The sequence below is a fragment of the Paraburkholderia sp. BR14320 genome, from assembly GCF_040948665.1.
GTDB lineage: Bacteria > Pseudomonadota > Gammaproteobacteria > Burkholderiales > Burkholderiaceae > Paraburkholderia > Paraburkholderia youngii.
On record NZ_JBFPKG010000012.1, the window covers coordinates 53,417 to 72,790 of the forward strand.

Here is a 19,374-nt window from a genome sequence, read left to right on the forward strand (position 1 = left end):
TTTTTTGTGTCTGGACGGAATTCTAGAGACGGCAGAACCGCCTTGAATGCTAGTGTTGCATACGGCTATGCAAGTTTCGCATAACGCGGGATAACCCTATCAGCGCTGCTCGGCGGGCCCCGACGAAGCCCGAAGATGCCGCCACAGCGTATCGAGCAGTTCGCTGCGATTCGTCAGATCACGGTACACGCGCAACTCCAGTTGCAGTTGCCATTCCGAGCGGCCGGCGGCGACGAGTTGGCCGCTATCGAGTTCGGCGGCGATCGAGCTCTTCGGCAGCCATGCGACGCCCTCGCCTTCCAGCACGAGCTTCTTCACGACCTCGGCCATGTCGGACTCGTAATGAAGATGCAAGGCGGGCGACGCTTTGCTCTGCTCCATCAGCAACTTGAAGCAGCGCCCAAAGTAGCTGGTCTCCGTATAGGCGATGAACGGCATCGGATGTTCGATCAGGCCCGGCAGACGGTACACGTGCGCAAGCCGCTGGTTGGGCCTGCATACCGGCATGAAGGTGTCGACGCCCACGGTCACGCATTCGTACCTGGTCGGATCGAGATGCAACGGCAGCTGCGGATGGTGATAAGCGAACATTAGCTCGCAGTTGCCGTTGACCAGCATCAGTATCGAATCGTGCACGTTCGCCGGAATCACGCGCGCGCGCACTTCGCCGACATGCTTCGACAGCGTGCGCAACCAAGCGGGCAGGAAGTTCAGCGCGATCGTGTGGCCCGCCGCGATCTGCAGACTCGTGCCCGCGATGCGCTGTTCGGTGCGAATGATCGCGCGCGTGTCGAACAGCTTTTCGAGGATGTCTTCGGCCGCGTCACGAAACAGTTGGCCTGCCGGAGTCAAGGTCGGCGGAAAGCCGGTACGGTCGACGAGATCGGCGCCGACCCATTGTTCGAGCTGCTGAATCCGTCTGCTGAAACCCGACTGCGTGACGTTGCGAAACTCCGCCGCGCGGGAAAAACTCTGATAGCGGGCGAGCGCGATGAAGTCTTCGATCCACTTGATTTCCATCAGCCATCGGTCTCCGGTCCGGCGACGAATCGGCTCGCCGCTGCGCCCGCAATTCTACGCTTGGCCGTGCCGCGCGCTGACTATCGGAGCGAGGTCAAACCGCCATGCACAGGTACTTGATCACGAGGTAGTCATCGATCCCGTAGTGCGAGCCTTCCCTGCCGAGCCCCGACTGCTTCACGCCGCCGAACGGCGCCACTTCGTTGGAGATCAGGCCGGTGTTGATCCCCACCATCCCGTATTCGAGTTGTTCGGCCACGCGCCAGATGCGGCCGATATCGCGGCTGTAGAAGTAGGCGGCCAGACCGAACTCGGTGTCGTTGGCGAGCCTCACCACTTCTTCGTCGCTCGAGAAACGGAACAGCGGCGCGAGCGGGCCGAAGGTCTCGTCTTTCGCCACGGCCATCTGCGCGGTGACGTTGGTCAGCACCGTGGGCTCGAAAAAGCCGTGGCCGAGCGCGTGTCGCTTGCCGCCGGTGACAAGCGACGCCCCTTTGCCGAGCGCATCGGCGATGTGCGCTTCGACCTTGCTGAGCGCCGCGTCGTTTATCAGCGGACCCAGCGTGACGCCGCCCTCCATACCGTGCCCGACCTTCAGGGCTTCGACTGCCGTAGCCAGCTTCGATGCGAACGCGTCGTACACCCGCTCATGCACGTACAAGCGATTCGTGCACACGCAGGTTTGCCCGTTGTTGCGGTACTTCGATGCAATTGCGCCTTCTACCGCTGCATCGAGATCGGCGTCGTCGAATACGATGAATGGCGCATTGCCGCCCAGTTCGAGCGTGACCTTCTTCACCGTGGGCGCACTTTGCGCCATCAGCAATCTGCCCACCCCGGTCGATCCGGTGAACGACAGCTTGCGAACCACTGAACTGCTCGTCATCGCGCCGCCGATTGCCTTCGGATCGCCGGTCACGACGTTGAGCACGCCCTTGGGCACGCCGGCCCGCTCGGCCAGAACCGCGAGCGCGAGCGCGGAGAACGGCGTGGCTTCGGCGGGCTTCACGACGATCGGGCAGCCCGCCGCGAGCGCCGGGCCCACCTTGCGGGTAATCATCGCGTTCGGAAAATTCCACGGCGTGATCGCGGCGCACACGCCGATCGGCTCCTTGAGGACGACGAGCCGCCTGTCCGATGCCGGCGTCGCGAGTGTGTCACCGGCCACGCGTTTGCCTTCCTCGGCGAACCACTCGATGAACGACGCGCCGTAAGCGATTTCGCCTTTCGCTTCGGCGAGCGGCTTGCCCTGTTCCGCGGTCAGGATCAGCGCGAGGTCGTCGGCGTTCTCGATTATCAGCTCGTACCAGCGGCGCATCACGACCGCGCGCTGCTTGGCCGTGCGGGCTCGCCACGCTGGCCACGCGGCGTTGGCCGCATCGATTGCCCGCGTCGTTTCGGCCTCGCCCATCGACGGAACGCTGCCGAGCGTTGCGCCCGTTGCCGGGTCCGATACGTCGAAGCTCGCACCCGAGTCGGCCGGGCACCATTGCCCGTCGATATAAGCCTGATGGCGCAGAAGCGCCGCGTCCTTCAACAGGGTCTTCAATTCCACGTTGCTTTCCTTCATTACACAAAATGCGGTTGATGCGATGTTCCGCGCGCCGGTTGATTGGAAACGTCCGAGTGCTAGCGCGCCTGACGCCATACCGCCTGCTCGTGCCCTTCCGCCAGCAGCTTGCGGGCGATTTCGGCCACCCGGTGCACATGCGCGATCGCGGCCTCGCGCGCGGCCGTGGTATCGCGCGCCTCGATGGCCGAAAGAATCCGGTGCATCTCGTCGACGGCCTGGCGGCCGCGGTCGTCGGAAGCGATCGTCAGCGCTCTGAGCCGGTTGATGCGCGCGGTCAGCGACTGCACGATCTCCCAGGCCACATGCTTTTTCCCGCTGATGAACATGCGTTCGTAGAACGCCGAAGTGAGTGCCCTGACGGCCCGATGATCCTGCGCTTCGAACGCCGCCTGGATCTGCTCGATGAAATCAGCCAGATCGGCAACTGTCTGCTCGTCCGCATGCTGAGCGCACGCCATCGCCGCCTCGCCTTCGAGCAGCGCGCGTATCTCGTAGATCTCCGCCGCCGTATCGAAGTCGAGCACGGCGACGATCGGCCCCTGGTTCTGTATCGAGTCGACGAGCCCTTCCGTTTCCAGATGCCGCAACACCTCGCGCACCACGGTGCGGCTCACGCCGAGAATCTCGCACAGCGAGCGCTCGACGAGCCGCTCGCCGGGATGGAAATGGGCCTCAAGGATCGCCGTGCGCATTTTTTCGAGCGCGAGTTCGCGCAAGGTGGTCGTCGGGCGTTGAACCTTCAGCGATGGCAGTGCGCCGCTCATGACAGTCGCCGTTATGCTTGAGCGAACAGGCGCACATCGCGTGCGTCCCAGTCGACGAGCGCCTGGGTGCCGATCGCGATACCGCTGTCGTGCCGATGCGCGGCCGGCATCCGGATCGAGATTTCCTGCTGCCACGGCGTCGCCACCGCGTAGTGCATCGCGTCGCCGAGATACGTGATATCACGCACCGTCACAGGCAGGCCGCTCGTGCCGCTGGCAGCTTGCAGCGCGCTGATGCGCATCTGCTCGGGGCGGATCATCAAGGTGCCGTCGTCGCCCGCGGTGAGCGCGGGACTGAAGGCGTCCGACGCGATCTCGTGACCGTTCGGGAACACGCCGTTCATGCGGCCGTCGGTGTTCTTCGTGACCTTCACCGGCAAAAAATTCGAATTGCCGATGAAGCTCGCGACGAAGCGCGACGCCGGGTTCGCGTACAGCTCTTCACCGGTGCCCACCTGCTCGATGCGGCCTTTGTTGAACACCGCGATGCGGTCGGACAGGCGCAGCGCTTCCTCCTGGTCGTGCGTGACGTAGAGGATCGTCACGCCCGTCTCCTGGTGGATGCGGCGCAATTCGAGCTGGATTTCCTCGCGCAGCTTCTTGTCGAGCGCCGACAGCGGCTCGTCCATCAGCAGCACGGGCGGATCGTAGGCGAGCGCGCGAGCAATCGCCACGCGTTGCTGTTGCCCACCCGACAACTGCGCGGGCATCCGGTCGCGGCACTCGGACAGATGCACGAGCTTGAGCATCTTGTCGACTTTCGCGTTGATCTCGGCTTGCGGGCGCCGGCGCACGCGCAGCGGAAATGCCACGTTCTCACCCACGGTCAGGTGCGGAAACAGCGTATATCGCTGAAACACCATGCCGATGTTGCGCTTGTTCGGTGCGACCGCCAGCAGCGGCTTGCCGTCGAGCAGCACGCGGCCGTCGGAGGGCTCCTGAAAGCCCGCGACGATATACAGCGTCGTGCTCTTGCCCGAACCGGACGGTCCGAGAAAGGTCATGAACTCGCCCTTGCGCACATCGAGGGAAACCTGGTCGATGGCGACGACGTCGTCGTAGGTCTTGCGCAGACGCTGGATTTGCAGGAATGCAGTCATGGCTTGTTTACCTCGCTGATTACGTCGATTAGCGCGCGCGGCGCAGCACGGCGCCCGCCAGCATCAATACGGTCGTCAATGCGACGAGCAGTGAAGACGCCGCCGCAACGACGGGCGTCAGGTCCTGCCGCAGCGTCGACCAAATACGCACGGGCAGTGTTTGCAAGGTCGGGCTCGACATGAAGATCGACACCACGACTTCATCCCACGACGCCAGAAACGCGAAGATCGCGGCGGCGAACAGGCCGAGCCGGATCGCGGGAAGGGTCACGCGCAGCTTCACGGTGAGCGGCGACGCGCCGCAGATCAGCGCCGCGTCTTCGAGCGCCGTATCGAAGCTCACCAGCGAGTTGCTGATGGAGATGATCGAGAACGGCAGCGCGATGATCAGATGGCCGATCACGAAACCGGTCATCGTGCCGTTCAGGCCGATGCGCAGAAAGAACGCATACAGCGCGACGGCCAGAACGACGACGGGCAGCACCATCGGTGTCAGGAAGAAGCCTTTCACCGCTTCACGGCCGCGGAACTTGCCGCGCACCAGCGCAAGCGACGCTAGAAAACCGAGCAGCACCGAAAGCGCCATCACGATCACGGCCAGCTTCGCGCTCGTCAGCAGCGAATCGATCCAGCCCGGGTCCGTGAAAAGCTGCCGATACCACTCCAGCGTCCAGCCCGGCGGCGGGAAGATCAGCCACTGCGAATCGCCGAACGACAGCGCGACGATGAACAGGATCGGCAGCAGCAGAAACAGTGCGACGGCGGCGCCTATCGCCACCAGTGCCCAGCGAAGCCCGCCGAGACGATCGAAATCGAGCAACATGTCAGCGTCCTCCCTGAATTGCGCGCGCACTGCCGGTGAAGCGCAATTGCAACGCATAGAGCACCAGCGTCACGCTCAGCAGTACGAAAGCGGCGGCACCGGCGAGGCCCCAGTTCAGCAGTTCCTGCACGAGCTGTGCGATGAGTTCGGCGAGCATCATGTAAGACGGGCCGCCGAGCAGCGCGGGTGTGACGAAGTAGCCGAGCGCCATCACGAACACCATCAGCGCGCCGGATGCCACGCCCGGCATCGCGAGCGGCACGAGGATGCGCCAGAACGCCTGCCAGCGGCTCGCACCGCAAACCGCGGCGGCGCGCAGCGTCGACGGATCGATGCCGCGCAGCGTCGCGTGCAGCGGCATCACGAGGAACGGCAGCATGATGTACGTCATGCCGATCGTCACGCCGGTGAGTTTGTTCACGAGCGCGAGCGGCTCGTGAATCAGGCCGATCGCCATCAGCGCGCGGTTGATCGGACCCGTGCCCTGCAACAGCACCATCCACGCGAAAGTCCTTGCGAGCAGGTTGGTCCACATCGACAGCAGCAGGATCGCGAATAGCAAAGAGCTGAGCTTGCGCGGCGCGATCGCGAGCAGCCATGCCATCGGAAAGCCCACTAGCACCGTCACGAGCGTGACGACCGTCGCGACGAGAAAGGTATTGCCGAAGACGCGCAGGTACGTGGTCGAACCAACCAGTTGCTGATAGTTCTCCAGTCCCGGCGTCGGCTCGAGCACGCTGCGCAATAGCAGCGACAGCACCGGCAGCAGGAAGAAGATCAGCAGCAGCAGCATGGCCGGCGTCAGCAGCCAGGCGCTGCGCCAGTCGCGCCGCTTGCGCGCGGCCGTCGCGGGCGGATGCGCGACGGTACTCATTACGTTGGGCATGATGTCTCCTGCTCGGTGTCTCTGTGCGCGCCGATTCACTGCGCGGCGCTCGGCTCTAACGTCGGTCCGTGCGGCTTATTTCGATTGCCATGCGTACCAGCGCTTCGCAATCGCGTCGCGGTTGTCGGCCCAGTACTTCATGTCGAGATTGATTTGCGAGTCCTTGTACTGGTCGGGCAGCGTCTTCGCCATCGCGGCCGGCATCAGCGCGGCCGACTTCACGTTGATCGGCGCGTAACCCGTCTCCGCGGCGAATTTCGCCTGCGCCTGCGGGCTCGTCGCGGCCGCCAGATACTTCATCGCTTCCGCGCGATGCTTGGCGCCCTTCGGAATCACGAGCATGTCGGCGGCGGTCAGGTTCTGGTTCCACGAAATGGCCACCGGCACACCGGTCTGCGCGAGCGCGTGCAAGCGACCATTCCAGAACATCCCGATCGGCGCTTCGCCCGATGCGAGCAGTTGCTGCGATTGCGCGCCGCCGCTCCACCAGACGATGTCGCCCTTGATCGTGTCGAGCTTCTTGAACGCGCGATCGAGGTCGAGCGGATAGAGCTTGTTCGGCGGCACGCCGTCGGCGAGCAGCGCGATTTCCAGCACGCCCGGTGCCGACCATTTGTAGAACGTGCGCTTGCCGGGGAATTTCTTGGTGTCGAACAGATCAGCCCACGTCTGCGGCTGTGCGCCCGTGTACTTCGACTTGTTGTAGCCGAGCACGAACGAGTAATAGAAGCTGCCTACCGCGTCCGGCGTCGCGAAGCGCGGGTCCAGTTCGTCCTTCTTCACGACCGAGTAGTCGATCGGCTCGATCAGGCCGGCCTTTTGCGCGGCGTACGCGAAGTCGCCCTCCACATCGACGACGTCCCAGCTCACGTTGCCGCTATCGACCATTGCCTTCAGCTTGCCGTAGTCGGTCGGGCCGTCCATCAATACGGTGATGCCGCTCGCCTGCGTGAACGGCTGCGCCCAATTCTTCTGTTGCGACGACTGCGTGGTGCCGCCCCAGCTCGTGAAGACAATCGGGTCTGCGGCGAGTGCGGGCGCTGCCGCGAACGCCGTCGCGCAAGCAACGAACAACGGTGCGATAAACGGAATGCTTCTGCTGCTCATGTCTGTCTCCGGGATACGGTTGGGTGTTGCTTCGTCGGTCCGGCGGCGAGAAAACGCGCCGGCTTCATCGTCGTGAGTTGTGAGTTTTGGGTTGCAGCGGTGCCGCGCTGTCAATGCGCGAGGCCGACCGGCTGCACGGTGCCGGCTTCGCTGTCGCCGACATAAATGCCGAACGCGTCCTGTCTGCGTTCGCGCTCATAGCGTTCGAGCATCGAGCGCACGGCGGCGTCGCTCACGTCGTCCCACGGAATCTGGGACAGCGGCACGATGCGCACGCTGCTGTCGAGCCACGGCGAGCCGTTCGGAATCACGCGGCCGCGATAGTAGATATGCACGCCGGGCTCCTTGCCGCTGCCGTCCTCGAATACCGCGAACAGGAAGTCGAGATGCACGCGCAGGCCGAGCTTCGCGAGCACGCCGTGCAGGCTCGCGGGGTCGGTGGCCGGGTCGAGCTTGATGCCGGTTGGCAGCCCCAAACCATTGCCGGTGTCGACGAGCACCAGCCCGTCGCGATGCTCGAGGATCGCGCCGACTTTCGCGCGCGCACCCGCCGCGGCCAGCGCGTCCTGCGACAGGCTGAAGTTCACGTACGCGCCGCGGCAGTAGCCAAGCGGCGACGAACTCGTTTGCACGAAGTCCACCACGCGACCGATCAGGATGATGTGATCGCCCGCATCGACCACCTGATGCGTCGTGCAGTCGAAGCTCGCCGCTGAGCCATCCATCACCGGCGCGCCCGTTTTGCGCGTGCTCCACGGTACTTGCGAGAATTTGTCCACGGCCTTCGAAGCGAACACGCCCGACACATGCTTCTGGTCTTCGGCGAGCACGCTGACCGCGAAGCGGTGCGTGTCCGAGAACACCGCATAACTCGCCGCGGTCTTCGCGATGCACACGAGAATCAGCGGCGGATCGAGCGATACCGACGTGAACGAGTTCGCCGTAAAGCCGCGCGGCGAGCCGTCTGCCTGGATCGTCGTGACGACGGTGACGCCCGTCACGAAAGCGCCGAGCGCGCGTCGAAAATCGACGATATCGAAAGCGGGTTGCGCGCTCGGGGCGGTAATCGACTCAGCCATGGCGTTCTCCGGTTGGTACTGCGACTGCGGTAGTTGCTGCGTTCGTTGCTGTGGTCGTTGCGGGCTTCTTCCGTCGCAGCGCCGATGCTTCGACGAGGAAAGCGAGCAGGCTTGCGTTCACGCGCTCCGGGTCGGTGACGTTCATCATGTGGCGCGCGTTCGCGATAATTTCGGCGCGGCCATGCGGTGCCGCCGCGGCCATCGCCCGCGACATCTGCGCGCTCGAATTCGGGTCGCCCTCGCCCGTCAGAAATAGCGCGGGAACCGCGAGACTCGCGAGACGCCCGACATGCGCGTCGTCCGAGCAGGCGAACAGACGGTAGGTGCGCGCGTAGCCCACCGGATCGACGGCAAGCAGCAGCGCGCGCACCGCCCGCGCGGCCTGGGTCAGATGTCCCGGAATGGGATCGCCGAACCAGCGCGACAGTGTTCCGTCCACCCCGGTGTCGGCACGCGCATCGCCGAGCGTGGCCGCGCGCGTCACCACCGCCTCGCGCTGTGCCGGCGTGCGGTCGTACACCGCGTTCAACGCGGCGACGCTCAGCGTGCGCTCGGGATGGGTCAGCGCGAATTCGAGCGCGACCAGCGCGCCCATCGAGTGCCCCACCACGTGCGCGCGCTCGATCCGCAGCGCGTCGAGCAGCGACGCGAGCTGCGCCGCGTATTCGTCGAGCGAGGGCTCCGCGCTCGGCAGCACGCTGTCGCCGTGCCCCAGCATGTCGTAGACAACGACGCAAAACGATTCGGCTAACGCATCGATCTGCGGCGCCCACACGCTCTGATTCATGCCCACGCCGTGGATCAGCACGACGGTTTCGGCGGCGGCGTCCGATTGCGGCGCGTACACGCTGTAGCAGGTGCCCGCGGTTCGGCCACGCTGACCATGCGAAATCACGCGCGTCGGCGATAAATCGGGCTTCATCGGACACGCTCCACTTCGAACGTCATTGGGTTCTCCTTTCAGGCTTCGAGCCGCAATACAAAATCGATGAGATTATGGTATGCCATCTTATGGCCTACGACAATGCATGGCGTATTATGGAATACCATGATATTGGGGGAATTGCTCAGGCACGCTTTGGGCTAAGCGTTGTGTGTTTGGCTGATCAAACAAACAAAAAAAGGCCGCCGGCAGATGCCGGCGGCCTTGATGGGGCGGCTGCGGATGGGGTTTAGGCGTCGCCGGTCGCTTCGTTCTGCTCCGCAAGAACCGTCAAAGCCAGTTCCGACACCCGCTTGATATGCGCGAACGACGCTGCGGAAGCCGCGTCGCCGTCGCGCCGCTCGATCGCGTCGAGCAGCAGGTTCATCTCGCGGTTCGAGTCGCTGCCGCGGCCCGGCGTTGCGATGGTCAATGCGCGCAGCCGGTTGATGCGCGCGTTCAGCGACGTGACGACCGCCAGCGACACCTGTTTGTTGGCGGCTTCGAACAGCGTTTCGTAGAAGCGCTCGGTGTACTCCAGCACGCGCGGCAGATCGCGTTTCTCGAACGCGTCTTCGATGACTGCGCGGATCTCGCGCAGTTGCCGCACGACTTCTGGCGTCGCGTTCTCGGCGCAGGCCCGCGCGGCGTTCGCTTCGAGCAGCCCGCGCAATTCGTAAATCTCGCCGACCTGTGCGGGGTCGAGCCGCGCGACGATCGGACCTTGCCGCGCGACGATCTCGACCAAGCCTTCGGTCTCCAGATGCCGCAGCACCTCGCGCACGACAGTGCGGCTCACGCCAAGCTCGTCGCACAGCGTGCGTTCGACGAGACGGGTGCCCGGCCGGAAATATCCCTGGACTATCGCGGCGCGCAGTTTGTCGAGCGTGAGCTCACGCAAGGTTTTGACATTGCGGTCGATTTTGAGGTCGTGCATAGGCGGCAGTGGGACGATGGACGAAGGCCCCCACCAAGGGCGCGGGCGTGGAATGCCATATTATGACTTATCCGGCGTCCAGGCTTGCACACGAGGGCACAATCAGCCGCCCAGTGGTTCTGCCCAGGGGTTCTTTGCAAAGGAAACCTGTTTCGGATTCTGGCCTGCCCTGACGGGTTGGTTTCCTCGTAGCGATCGATCGTTTCCGTATCGATGACCATGACGAAGGGCGCGATCGCGTCGTGTCTCAACGCCATGCGCTGCCGACCTGTACGTAGAACGCGTTCTGATCCTTGCTGTGGGCAATGTCGATACCAATCGAAACGCCGAGCTTGCGCGCAATCAGATATCGGAACCCGACGCCGACACTCTGGACGTCCTGAGCTTGGGAGAAGCTCTCCAGTCGCCCGTAGGCCTTGCCGGCGCCAGTAAAACCTAGAACTGACCAACGCGGCGTAAGATCCCACCGCAACTCCGCCTCGATCGAGATCGCATTGCGGTCCTGGTAACGGCCCTTCTGCACTCCACGCAAATCGACGTACGGCTGCGCATAAAACGGAATGTAATTCTGCGTACCGCCGAAGCCCGTGCGCGCGAATTGGCTCTCGAGTTCGGCGAAGCTGCCGGAGCCGGGATAGAAGATGTTGTCGCGCGAATCATAGTCCACGATCAGACTGCCGGCGCCGATCCGCTGATCCTACTGGAAGTTGCGCACCTCGGTGGGAACGACTCCGCCCGCGAAGTTCGACGAAGCATCGAAGAACACATAACGCACGCCCGCATACCAGCGGCTATTGCCAATGCGCGCAAGAAACTGCTGAAGCAGACCCGCGCCCAGCAAGGTGTAGGCCCTTGGCTGCCCGGATAGACCGAAGTAGTCGAGATGCGCGTCGACTTTCGCGACCGCGCCGAGGTAGCGGAAACGGTCGTCGTCCCACGTGTGGAAATGAGCGGCCGCCACGGCCCAGGTGCCGTTCTGCGTGTACAGACCACCCAGCGCCGTGACGTTCGGCGGACCACGGTTGGCAGATTGGCCCGTCGAATCCGTCGCGCCTGATTCGCCAATCGGCCCGGAAAAGAACAGCAGCCCAAGTCCGAAGCCATAGCCAACGGCCGGTTCGGTGATCACGACCGGCACGGGTAACGCGCCTTTGTGTTTGATGAGGAAATCGCTCATGTCGAGTTTCCCATCATCAGGATCGGTAAAACTGAGCGGCTGCTTTTCGTCGGCGCACGCGTCAAAGGACAGAGCCGTGATCGTTGCAAGGACAGCGGCGGTCCACGTCGATATCGTTATATGACTGTGCACGTGTGCACCGGCCCTGGACGATAAAGCTCGCAGCAATTAGCGGCTGTCAAAAGTGAAGCGGGCGTTCAGAAATCCCTGCTGCGCGTGAGCCACGAGCAGCTATCCTCACGCCGCTCATGCGACGTTCATTGAGTTGCAGACCGATTGAATAGCACCAAGGACAGCGCTCATTCAAATCCTTCAAGCATCCGTTCTATGGAAATAGTGATTCATGTAACGCAATTTACGATTCACACGACGGAAAACAATAGTGTCAGTCGTGAATCGCCAGGGCATTCGTCACCGACGTAACGCCGGGAACGTCCTTCGCAATGTTGCCGGCCTTTTCGATCTGGTAATTATCCGGGACATGCCCTGCGAGCGTCACCGCACTACCTTTGACCAGCACTGTGAAGTGCGAGGTGTCGACCCCACCCTTTGTAAGCGCGCGCAGCACCTTTTTGCTGAGGGCTCCGTTCGCTTTTCTAATGTCCGACTTCGATGGAGCCGCCGTCGTGCCCGATTCCGTGGACGTGGCGGCGGACTCGTTTCCTTGCGGCCATGCGTTGATGGATGCGACAGCGATCAATGCTCCACTAGCCAGCTTGAGTGTTCTGTTTACTTTCATGGCTTTCTCCCTTATTGACGCGGCATCCGCAGTCACGCGCCGACCCGCGACGCGCCGCAGCCGTACCGCCAATCGCAATCTTCATCTCGGCCCGTCTGTGACGACGTCCAGACAGCACATCCGATCAGAGAGCGACAATCAGGTCTCCGGCGATCGCTGCCGGGTGTACGCCAAAAATAATTCCTCTGTGGCCTGCACGCTATTGGACTTTGGTCTCATATTCGAGCGATGTGTCAGACGAAGCATGCCGAGCAGAGCCGCGAGTGTGATGCCGAATTGGATGAAGGTGCACGCCACGAGCCCCGAAGTGATCACGCGCAGACATGCGGTCGTGTTGGCCTTCACACCTTTCCGGTCCGTGAGTCCGTGGAAGAACTGCGCGCCTAACTAGAGTTTCGTGAGCACCATCGGTCTTTAGTCCCATTGGCTTCATGCAGGTGGTCGTATAGGTTGATATTCAACCGACCTTTAGGGCGGCGACATATCCACAAACTCGCACCGGAGTAGATCATGAGGATTTCAGCATTTGCGGCCTCAGCCATCTTCGTTGTAGTGCTATCGAATTCGTACGTATGGGCCCAGGACAATTCAGCAAGCAATGCGCCTGCGACCACAGAGCATCCCGACGAAATCGTGCGGATGCACCAACAGGTTGCAGCAGCTAATCGTGTTTACAACAAGAAGGTAGCCGCTGCAAAGAAAGTTTTCGATGAGAAAAAGACAGCAGCCGGAAAGGAGCGTGATGCTGCAATAGCGGCAGCACACCAGGGAGTTGGCGAATAGGCCGAGCTCGCCGATCTTTCCCGTAAGTCAATGTTCTTTCGTCAAGGAAGTCCAAATGGCGGCAGACTCCCGACACGCCGGCGAAGTGTTCGGGTGTCTCGCAGTGTTTGGGTCTCTTCGGGCGACACTGCCTTTATAAGATCCGACGTTCGGCAGACGCCTGCAGCAGCATCGCTCTCTCTCGTGCGAATGCTATTCTGTTGTGGGCAGCTACCAGGAATCCACTGCCATTCTTGCGCGGGACGGTAATCCCTCAGTGTCATCCACCATGCTGGGCGAATACATGAAAGAGGCATGACGCGACCTGGCCCGTCCGCCAGTATCGTCATGGAAGCATCCCCGGAGGATTCACATGTTGCTGTTGTCGCTGATGCGACGCGAAATTGCAGCGCCGGTCAAGCTCATCGCGAACGGCGGGGTCGCTCAGCAACCGGGCGCTTCGGTGTTCCCCATATCGAGCACACAGGGGCTGGGAGATTGCGATCCAGTCCGCGTAGGTCCCTGTGTCTGCTAGCTCCCTTGCGTAGCGCAACACCGACTCAGGCAGCTTGATTGCTGGATACCGATTTCTCATCCGTCTCACTCCTCAGGTCAATGCCCGGACAGTGCCGATCCGTCACGCGCTGTGCGAAAGCGTTCGTGGCGTGCATGACGACGGGATCTGGCTTAGGCCAGACTCGCGCTGCATCGTCAGTGGGGCCGCGCTCGCACTCAGCCGCTTGCGCGGGACCGAAAGCCGCGCCGCGACCGTTTCCCCGGCGCGCACGTCACGCCGCGCAATTTGGACCTGGCTGATACCCAGCATGGCGCGTAACGCTCGCCGCACAATCTGTAATGCGCCACTGAACCGCGGTGTGCGGGTTGCCGGCTCCCAGCGCCGTGACAACCTCGCGTGCAACAGCGGCAAACTCCGCGCCTTTCTTTGCCGGCATACCAACTCTGCAAGCGACTCCAGGTTCGTCTTCTCCGTCACCCGTGCCCAATGAATCTTGACGGTCTTCTCCGGCGCGCCAAGCTCGTCCTCAATTAGCTTGTTCATCCGACCCGTCAGCCCGAGTGACACCGTAGGCCTGCACGCTGTAGTTGCTTGATCCCAGCGAGCCACGCAGGGCGTTGCACACGTCCTGGGCGCAGGCGCGTTTTCCGTTATATTGCAAAACCCCGTTCTCAGCATCCCGGTTGTGTAGGAAGTTCGACATGGAACGTCAGGCCGCGCCCGGCATTGCGCTCGACCCATAACCGACCGCCGTGCGCCATGACGATGGTCCGGCTGATGGCAAGTCCAAGACCGAGCCCTCGCGGTTTGGAGGTGACGAACGGCATGAACAGCGTCTCGAAGCGGTCCGCATCCACACCCGGGCCCTCGTCTATCACCGCGATGCATACCTTGCTGCGATCGTCACTGGCACAAACCGTAACATCAATCCTGCGATGCTCCGCGCGGCAGTCGCGCACAGCATCGAGCGCGTTGAGCAGCAGGTTGACGAGCACCTGCTGGAGTTGAACGACATCACCGCGCGACCGCGGCAGCCCGTCTGCAACGCTGGCGCAAACCGTTGCACCGCGCGCTTGCGTCTCGCGACGCAACAGTCGAATGACTTCACGCACGAGGCTGCCCAGGTCAACCAGACTCGTTGCGGTTGGTTCGCCTTTGGCGGACCGACGCATCTTGCGGACGATGGCGTGCGCACGCTCGCTGTCGGCAACAACGTCCGCTAACAACTCGCGCAGGTCGCCGAGAGCCGGTGGCGTTTGCGCGAGAAACCGCTGTGCCGCCTGGGCATTGCTGAGAATGGCGGTGAGCGGCTGATCGACTTCGTGGCCCAGCGCGGCAGCCAGGTCGCCGAGATCCGCCGTGCTCGTGCGCAGCGGGATGCCTTCCAGGTCGCCGCGCGCCAGCACATCCGTTGCATCCACTCCTTGCGGCTCAATAACGATCACCACCCGCGGCTCCGGTTCGATCGCCAGCGAAGCAGACATGCTGACCTGAGCCTGAAGTTCTCTTCCGCTCTTTGTGCGCGCAACGGCCGACCACGTAGTGCTTTGAGACAAACCTTGCAGGACCCTCTCTGCGGCAAACGAAATCGGGCGGTTGTCGCGGGGCGAAGGAACGAGAATTGACTCGATTTGCATACCCGACATTTCATCGAGCGCGTAACCAAGTACCTGGGTCGCCCTTCCATTGGCCCAGACAACGTGATGAGACTTATCGAGTACCAGCGCGACCGCGGGCACCACCTCAAGAATGCTATGCAGGCTCTGCGCGAGGAGATCTTGTGGGTCGGATAACGCCTGATGTCTCTTCTGCATCGTCGGCTTCACCGCGTGTCTCAGGCCGGATCGTGTCATCCGTATCAACCACTCACGCAAAGCGGCAACCGCACGCGGTGTCATCGAGTCAGTCACAGTGAGCTTTTCGTTTCTCATGTTTCTCCCGATACGCCGGTCCGTGAAATGACCGCCTTGGGCACCTTGAAAGTGTACCAATAGGTCCACAAGCCAACACCAGGGTAAGCCATAAGAAATGTACTGCTCGGTTCATAACTTTAGGGACTATCATCGTTCAATGGAAAAGCGGCAAAAGACGACCAATCGTCGAGGTCGGCGATCGCGCCAGGAAATCCTCGACGCGGCATCGCGTGTGATGTCCGCTTACGGTTATGCCGGCACTTCAATGTCCGCCCTTGTCAATGCAACCGGCATCCCGAAGAGTGCGATCTACCATCACTTTGGCTCTAAAGCCGGACTGCTGGCCGAAGTGATGGCTCAGGGGGCCCGGGGCTTTTTCGCAGCCATGCAGGAAGCTCACCGGAATCCACCTGAAGGTGGCACACCGCGTGAGCGGCTAAGGTGGTACCTCAAAAAGGCGGGCGAGGTGTTTAAGACTCGGGAAAACTTCCTGCGATTGATGCTCGTCCTGGTCATGAGCAACGAGGCCGCGGAACCTGAAGCTCTGCGGATGGTTATCAAAGTCCGCAACGAGGGCCGCGGCTATATGCGAGAGTTGGTCCAGAACGCTTTCAGCGTTCAGGACGACACCCGGGCATCAGAAGTCGTCGACGACGTTGCTCACTTTGGCATGCTTGGCTTTGACGGTGCCTTTATTTCCTTGCAGTCTGGCGACGAAAGATCAATGGACACGCAAATGGAACAACTCACCGACGCCATGATCGCACTCGGCGAGGCGCGTGTTGCATCCTTGAAGAGCGCTCGCTCCCGCGCCGAAAACGCGGTCAGAATCGTGCGTAGCCATTCCCGGAAATCGAAGACAGTATCATCTGAATGAAAAGGACGCACGGGAGCGATACGTTAAGAGCTATCGGCGTAAGATTATGAGCGCACAGGTTTTGTGGCAAAAGGCGACCTTACTCAGAATCGCACACAGTGCGATCAACGCGCTCTCTTAGCGGCCAATTTCTGCGCTAGCATGGGAGTTCGATCAGCATGCAGACGCCGACGGCCATTACGCCCGGAGGCTGTCATTGCTATGACCTCCCCAACATCTTCCGAGCGGGCGGCGTCGCCTATCTCGCATGAAACCGCACCCCGTAGCGGGTCGCAACGCGGCCGCTAACTGCTATTCACGCATGCCAACGCGGGGCCATTTCAAATGGCGGTTTCTCCACTGAAAGCAGCCGTAGATTTGCCAATTGCATCTCCGTTTGCGGCCGCAGGCCTCCGGTTCCGGCAAGTATTGGTCCGATAATCATTCGATTGATCGGTTCGGTCATCCTGAAAGGCCATTCGGTGCTTCGATGTAAATGGTGAGAAACGGGAGTAACTGAGGCGTACCTGGTCTCACAAAGCGGTGTCGTCCACTTTGCTGCCGGAGAAAGACATGACCGGCGTTCATACAAATCGGTCTTGCATACCCCTCGAAATACCGCTCCTTACTTTCCGCGCAATTCTTGTATTTCCAGAACACACGCCAGCAGTAGCGACTTCTACCAAAAGCTTTGCCCTATTGGACCAAGGTCCTATTGTGAGCCGTGTCGTTCCCTAGCAGATTTGAAACGCGATCAGGCGCGCTTTCCATTTTTGCTTCAGGAAATTCGCGCACTCCTCACACAAGAAAGCGCTTTCACTGGTCGGTGCAACGCGAGTCTGCGGCGCGACCGGCTTGTACCGGAGACCATCCATGTCCGATTCGACGTCCACGCCTCGTGCCGCCCCGACACCCGAAAGCGCCGCGACGCCCGCCTCAGCGAACAAGCTGCGCCTCGGCGCGCTCACTGCCCTCGTCGTAGGCTCGATGGTGGGCGGCGGCATCTTTTCACTGCCACAGAACATGGCGGCCAGTGCGGATGCCGGCGCCGTGCTGATCGGCTGGACAATTACCGCGGTCGGCATGCTGATGCTTGCATTCGTGTTCCAGGCGCTAGCCTTGCGCAAGCCCGAACTCAACGGCGGGGTCTATGCATTTGCGAAGGCTTCAGTAGCGGAACCTTCACGGCCGACTTCTGGGGTCAACTGAACCCCAATCTCGGCAGCGTGACGAACCAGGTTCGCAACATGATGCTCGTGACTGGCGTGACTTTCTATTGAGCACTGAGGGGAAAACGTATTGGCGCACGCTCACTTCCCGCAGAGCGGGAACGTCACTGATGCGGATCTGCTCCGTGGAATACATCCGCCACAAGCCACATCGACTTCCTCAGTGGCGCGCACGTGCTGCCCGACACATACACGACGCCAACCAGACAACTTGCTGGGAAACGCGGTGCTCGTGGGCATTCTCTCTCCAGAATCTAGCAGGCCAGTGGCTGTCCGATCCTGAAATCGATCGTCCGGCAGACCGGTATCGTATGAGTCTCGGCAGGAGATCGCCATGCCCACCTATGTTTCTCTTTCCCTACTTCTATTGCCGTTTCTCGGTGCCGGCTGCAATACCCCATCCATTCCCCTTGGCAAGCCGGTCAACATTTCGATCGCCCTCGAGCAAGCCCTCAAGGGCTCATGCAACTTCAGCAATGAACAGGCAGCTCAGAGGCAGGCCCGGGGTGTCGATGCCTACTCATCATGGAGAACCGGCCAGGTTGCTTAAGAATGCGTGCACTGCCGTTACATCGGACTCTTCACACGTCACGGATGTGTGTCGCTCTGTCCTTGCTCCTGCTACCCGGCCTCGTGATTGCCCAGACGACCCCAGCGCGATCTTCGATCAACACTGTGATCGGCGGCAATGTAAAGCAGCACGCGGACGCTGTGCTCGCGATCATGAGCTACACGACGGTCCCGGACGTCACGACCAGCAATCTGTCGGTCAATAACGGCCTGACCGGTAATCCCGGCTTCGGGCAGACGCAATTCGGCGGCGGCTTCACGCTCAGCAGGTCGTTTCCGTTGTACATGGAGGGCACGCTCGCCTACAGCCGCTACGATCCGATTTTCATCGCCACGGATGGCGCCCAGCAGCGTGCGGTGCCCACCAAGTGGAACACCTTCAGCGGCACGGTCGGCCTGGGCTGGGATTTCCGCATCACCGACGAGTTGGCATTCCGCCCGATCCTGAACGGTACGATCGGGCGCGTGTCGAGCGACCTGAAGGTGGGGCAGACGCTGTTCAATCACGTCACCGACAGCAACCTGCAGTTCCTCGAGAACGGCTCGCTCAATGCCTACGGCTATGGCGGCTCCCTGATGCTCGACTACGAGCACTACCGCGAAAACTACGAAATCGACGCCGAATTGCGGGCGACCGATATCTACCTGCGCAGTTTCGGCGCTTCATCGCAGGCCGTTCAGGGCTCGGCCACGGCCCAGCAAGTGAGCCTATGGACACGCTGGCGCGCGCCCACCGGCTGGCACGCGCTGGACCGGCCAGTCCGCTATGTGCTCGAAGCCGCTTACTCGCACTATTTCGGCGACAGCGCCGGGGTGCTGGGTTTCAACGACCTCACGTCGCTGGGAGTCGGCCTCGAACTCGATAGCAGCAGGTATCCCGTCATCGTCACCCGCACGCGCGCGATGGTGCGCTACGTGTTCGGTCGCAACGTGCACGGCGTGTCGTTCGGATTCGCGATGAGTTTCTAGCGGGTCCGACGAGCCGACCGCAAGGTCCAGCGCGGTAAAAAGTGCAGCGCCGGGCTGCTATCGGACTTTGGTCCCATTGGTTTTGCCCGCTTGACCGTGTACGGTAAGACTCCGAAGACGATCGAACGTCGCCGTGCACGCAATTTGCCCGGCAGTCAATCATTAAATGTCTTGTCAGGATCGCCCTCCTGGAAACAGGTTCGCTCATGTCGATGGCATTCGTTATGGAAGTCGGAGGCTACCGCTTCTCGAGCGTTCAACGTCTGACGCGCATTTTGCCTTCTCTCGTCGCCGCAAAAACACAGGGCGTCGCACTGCAGCACGCGAGGCACTGATTTTCTCGAGGGGGAAAAGAGTCACTTCTAATGTCTGCTGCGCGAACGCACCCGACTACGCGGCACCGTACTGGTGGCGACCTTCCTGAAGGATGT

17 protein-coding genes and 2 pseudogenes are annotated in these 19,374 nt (G+C 61.7%); 5 read left to right on the forward strand and 14 right to left on the reverse strand.

The features are described 5' to 3' along the window. Positions 1–99 precede the first annotated feature (99 nt). The 12 genes and pseudogenes from AB3X89_RS14205 to AB3X89_RS14260 all read right to left on the reverse strand — a co-directional run bounded on the left by AB3X89_RS14205 (position 100) and on the right by AB3X89_RS14260 (position 12,127). Positions 100–1,020 carry a LysR substrate-binding domain-containing protein gene (locus AB3X89_RS14205; protein WP_368583852.1) on the reverse strand — a complete coding sequence of 307 codons (921 nt, stop codon included), beginning with the start codon at positions 1,018–1,020 and terminating at the stop codon, positions 100–102. A gap of 94 nt (positions 1,021–1,114) precedes the next feature. Continuing rightward, positions 1,115–2,590 (reverse strand): NAD-dependent succinate-semialdehyde dehydrogenase, encoded by a 1,476-nt coding sequence (locus tag AB3X89_RS14210; protein ID WP_368583853.1) that lies wholly within the window; start codon positions 2,588–2,590, stop codon positions 1,115–1,117. A 59-nt stretch (positions 2,591–2,649) separates the two neighbouring features. Continuing rightward, a complete protein-coding gene (locus AB3X89_RS14215; protein ID WP_368583854.1) occupies positions 2,650–3,357 on the reverse strand; it encodes a GntR family transcriptional regulator in 708 nt (235 codons plus the stop codon). Positions 3,358–3,368: 11 nt separating this feature from the next. Next, positions 3,369–4,457 carry an ABC transporter ATP-binding protein gene (locus tag AB3X89_RS14220; RefSeq protein WP_368583855.1) on the reverse strand — a complete coding sequence of 363 codons (1,089 nt, stop codon included), beginning with the start codon at positions 4,455–4,457 and terminating at the stop codon, positions 3,369–3,371. Positions 4,458–4,485: 28 nt separating this feature from the next. Further along, the gene (locus tag AB3X89_RS14225; RefSeq protein WP_368583856.1) at positions 4,486–5,280 is read right to left on the reverse strand and encodes an ABC transporter permease; all 795 of its coding nucleotides are present in this window, start codon (positions 5,278–5,280) and stop codon (positions 4,486–4,488) included. Position 5,281: 1 nt separating this feature from the next. Further along, the gene (locus AB3X89_RS14230) at positions 5,282–6,166 is read right to left on the reverse strand and encodes an ABC transporter permease (protein WP_368583857.1); all 885 of its coding nucleotides are present in this window, start codon (positions 6,164–6,166) and stop codon (positions 5,282–5,284) included. Positions 6,167–6,241: 75 nt separating this feature from the next. Beyond that, positions 6,242–7,273: a polyamine ABC transporter substrate-binding protein gene (locus AB3X89_RS14235; RefSeq protein ID WP_368583858.1), complete on the reverse strand. Its 1,032-nt coding sequence runs from the start codon at positions 7,271–7,273 to the stop codon at positions 6,242–6,244. Between the two features lie 110 nt (positions 7,274–7,383). Next, on the reverse strand, positions 7,384–8,352 hold the full coding sequence (locus AB3X89_RS14240; protein WP_368583859.1) for a flavin reductase: 969 nt from the start codon (positions 8,350–8,352) through the stop codon (positions 7,384–7,386). Further along, positions 8,345–9,274, reverse strand: a complete 930-nt coding sequence (locus AB3X89_RS14245) for an alpha/beta fold hydrolase (protein ID WP_368583860.1) — start codon at positions 9,272–9,274, stop codon at positions 8,345–8,347. Before AB3X89_RS14245 ends, AB3X89_RS14240 begins: the two co-directional genes overlap by 8 nt. A 250-nt stretch (positions 9,275–9,524) precedes the next feature. Then, positions 9,525–10,211, reverse strand: coding sequence for a GntR family transcriptional regulator (locus AB3X89_RS14250; RefSeq protein ID WP_368583861.1), 687 nt, complete (start codon positions 10,209–10,211; stop codon positions 9,525–9,527). A 247-nt stretch (positions 10,212–10,458) separates the two neighbouring features. After that, positions 10,459–11,469 (reverse strand): annotated as a pseudogene (locus tag AB3X89_RS14255) (glyceraldehyde-3-phosphate dehydrogenase). Between the two features lie 304 nt (positions 11,470–11,773). After that, positions 11,774–12,127: a BON domain-containing protein gene (locus tag AB3X89_RS14260; protein WP_368583862.1), complete on the reverse strand. Its 354-nt coding sequence runs from the start codon at positions 12,125–12,127 to the stop codon at positions 11,774–11,776. 510 nt (positions 12,128–12,637) lie between these two features. Here AB3X89_RS14260 and AB3X89_RS14265 point away from each other — a divergent pair. Continuing rightward, positions 12,638–12,910, forward strand: a complete 273-nt coding sequence (locus AB3X89_RS14265; protein ID WP_368583863.1) for a hypothetical protein — start codon at positions 12,638–12,640, stop codon at positions 12,908–12,910. A gap of 616 nt (positions 12,911–13,526) precedes the next feature. On the opposite strand, the gene AB3X89_RS14270 is transcribed toward AB3X89_RS14265, so the two are convergent. Together AB3X89_RS14270 and AB3X89_RS14275 are read right to left on the reverse strand one after the other, a co-directional pair. Continuing rightward, positions 13,527–13,949, reverse strand: a complete 423-nt coding sequence (locus tag AB3X89_RS14270) for a hypothetical protein (RefSeq protein ID WP_368583864.1) — start codon at positions 13,947–13,949, stop codon at positions 13,527–13,529. A gap of 128 nt (positions 13,950–14,077) precedes the next feature. Beyond that, entirely contained in the window at positions 14,078–15,337 is a 1,260-nt protein-coding gene (locus AB3X89_RS14275) for an ATP-binding protein (RefSeq protein WP_368583865.1), read from the reverse strand. Between the two features lie 139 nt (positions 15,338–15,476). On the opposite strand from AB3X89_RS14275, the gene AB3X89_RS14280 reads away from it, so the two are divergent. The 4 genes and pseudogenes from AB3X89_RS14280 (at position 15,477) to AB3X89_RS14295 (ending at position 18,943) form a co-directional block, all read left to right on the forward strand. Beyond that, positions 15,477–16,196 (forward strand): TetR/AcrR family transcriptional regulator, encoded by a 720-nt coding sequence (locus tag AB3X89_RS14280; RefSeq protein WP_368583866.1) that lies wholly within the window; start codon positions 15,477–15,479, stop codon positions 16,194–16,196. A gap of 966 nt (positions 16,197–17,162) precedes the next feature. Further along, positions 17,163–17,437 (forward strand): annotated as a pseudogene (locus AB3X89_RS14285) (arginine-ornithine antiporter); the annotation flags it as partial. 301 nt (positions 17,438–17,738) lie between these two features. Next, positions 17,739–17,954 carry a hypothetical protein gene (locus AB3X89_RS14290; RefSeq protein ID WP_368583867.1) on the forward strand — a complete coding sequence of 72 codons (216 nt, stop codon included), beginning with the start codon at positions 17,739–17,741 and terminating at the stop codon, positions 17,952–17,954. A gap of 44 nt (positions 17,955–17,998) precedes the next feature. After that, positions 17,999–18,943, forward strand: a complete 945-nt coding sequence (locus tag AB3X89_RS14295; RefSeq protein ID WP_368583868.1) for a hypothetical protein — start codon at positions 17,999–18,001, stop codon at positions 18,941–18,943. The last annotated feature ends 431 nt before the right edge of the window (positions 18,944–19,374 follow it).

Coding starts and splice junctions, on each gene's coding strand:
- AB3X89_RS14205 (WP_368583852.1), bottom strand. CDS start 1,020: ATGGAAATCAAGTGGATCGAAGACTTCATCGCGCTCGCCCGCTATCAG.
- AB3X89_RS14210 (WP_368583853.1), bottom strand. CDS start 2,590: ATGAAGGAAAGCAACGTGGAATTGAAGACCCTGTTGAAGGACGCGGCG.
- AB3X89_RS14215 (WP_368583854.1), bottom strand. CDS start 3,357: ATGAGCGGCGCACTGCCATCGCTGAAGGTTCAACGCCCGACGACCACC.
- AB3X89_RS14220 (WP_368583855.1), bottom strand. CDS start 4,457: ATGACTGCATTCCTGCAAATCCAGCGTCTGCGCAAGACCTACGACGAC.
- AB3X89_RS14225 (WP_368583856.1), bottom strand. CDS start 5,280: ATGTTGCTCGATTTCGATCGTCTCGGCGGGCTTCGCTGGGCACTGGTG.
- AB3X89_RS14230 (WP_368583857.1), bottom strand. CDS start 6,166: ATGCCCAACGTAATGAGTACCGTCGCGCATCCGCCCGCGACGGCCGCG.
- AB3X89_RS14235 (WP_368583858.1), bottom strand. CDS start 7,273: ATGAGCAGCAGAAGCATTCCGTTTATCGCACCGTTGTTCGTTGCTTGC.
- AB3X89_RS14240 (WP_368583859.1), bottom strand. CDS start 8,352: ATGGCTGAGTCGATTACCGCCCCGAGCGCGCAACCCGCTTTCGATATC.
- AB3X89_RS14245 (WP_368583860.1), bottom strand. CDS start 9,274: ATGAAGCCCGATTTATCGCCGACGCGCGTGATTTCGCATGGTCAGCGT.
- AB3X89_RS14250 (WP_368583861.1), bottom strand. CDS start 10,211: ATGCACGACCTCAAAATCGACCGCAATGTCAAAACCTTGCGTGAGCTC.
- AB3X89_RS14260 (WP_368583862.1), bottom strand. CDS start 12,127: ATGAAAGTAAACAGAACACTCAAGCTGGCTAGTGGAGCATTGATCGCT.
- AB3X89_RS14265 (WP_368583863.1), top strand. CDS start 12,638: ATGAGGATTTCAGCATTTGCGGCCTCAGCCATCTTCGTTGTAGTGCTA.
- AB3X89_RS14270 (WP_368583864.1), bottom strand. CDS start 13,949: ATGAACAAGCTAATTGAGGACGAGCTTGGCGCGCCGGAGAAGACCGTC.
- AB3X89_RS14275 (WP_368583865.1), bottom strand. CDS start 15,337: ATGAGAAACGAAAAGCTCACTGTGACTGACTCGATGACACCGCGTGCG.
- AB3X89_RS14280 (WP_368583866.1), top strand. CDS start 15,477: ATGGAAAAGCGGCAAAAGACGACCAATCGTCGAGGTCGGCGATCGCGC.
- AB3X89_RS14290 (WP_368583867.1), top strand. CDS start 17,739: ATGCCCACCTATGTTTCTCTTTCCCTACTTCTATTGCCGTTTCTCGGT.
- AB3X89_RS14295 (WP_368583868.1), top strand. CDS start 17,999: ATGTGTGTCGCTCTGTCCTTGCTCCTGCTACCCGGCCTCGTGATTGCC.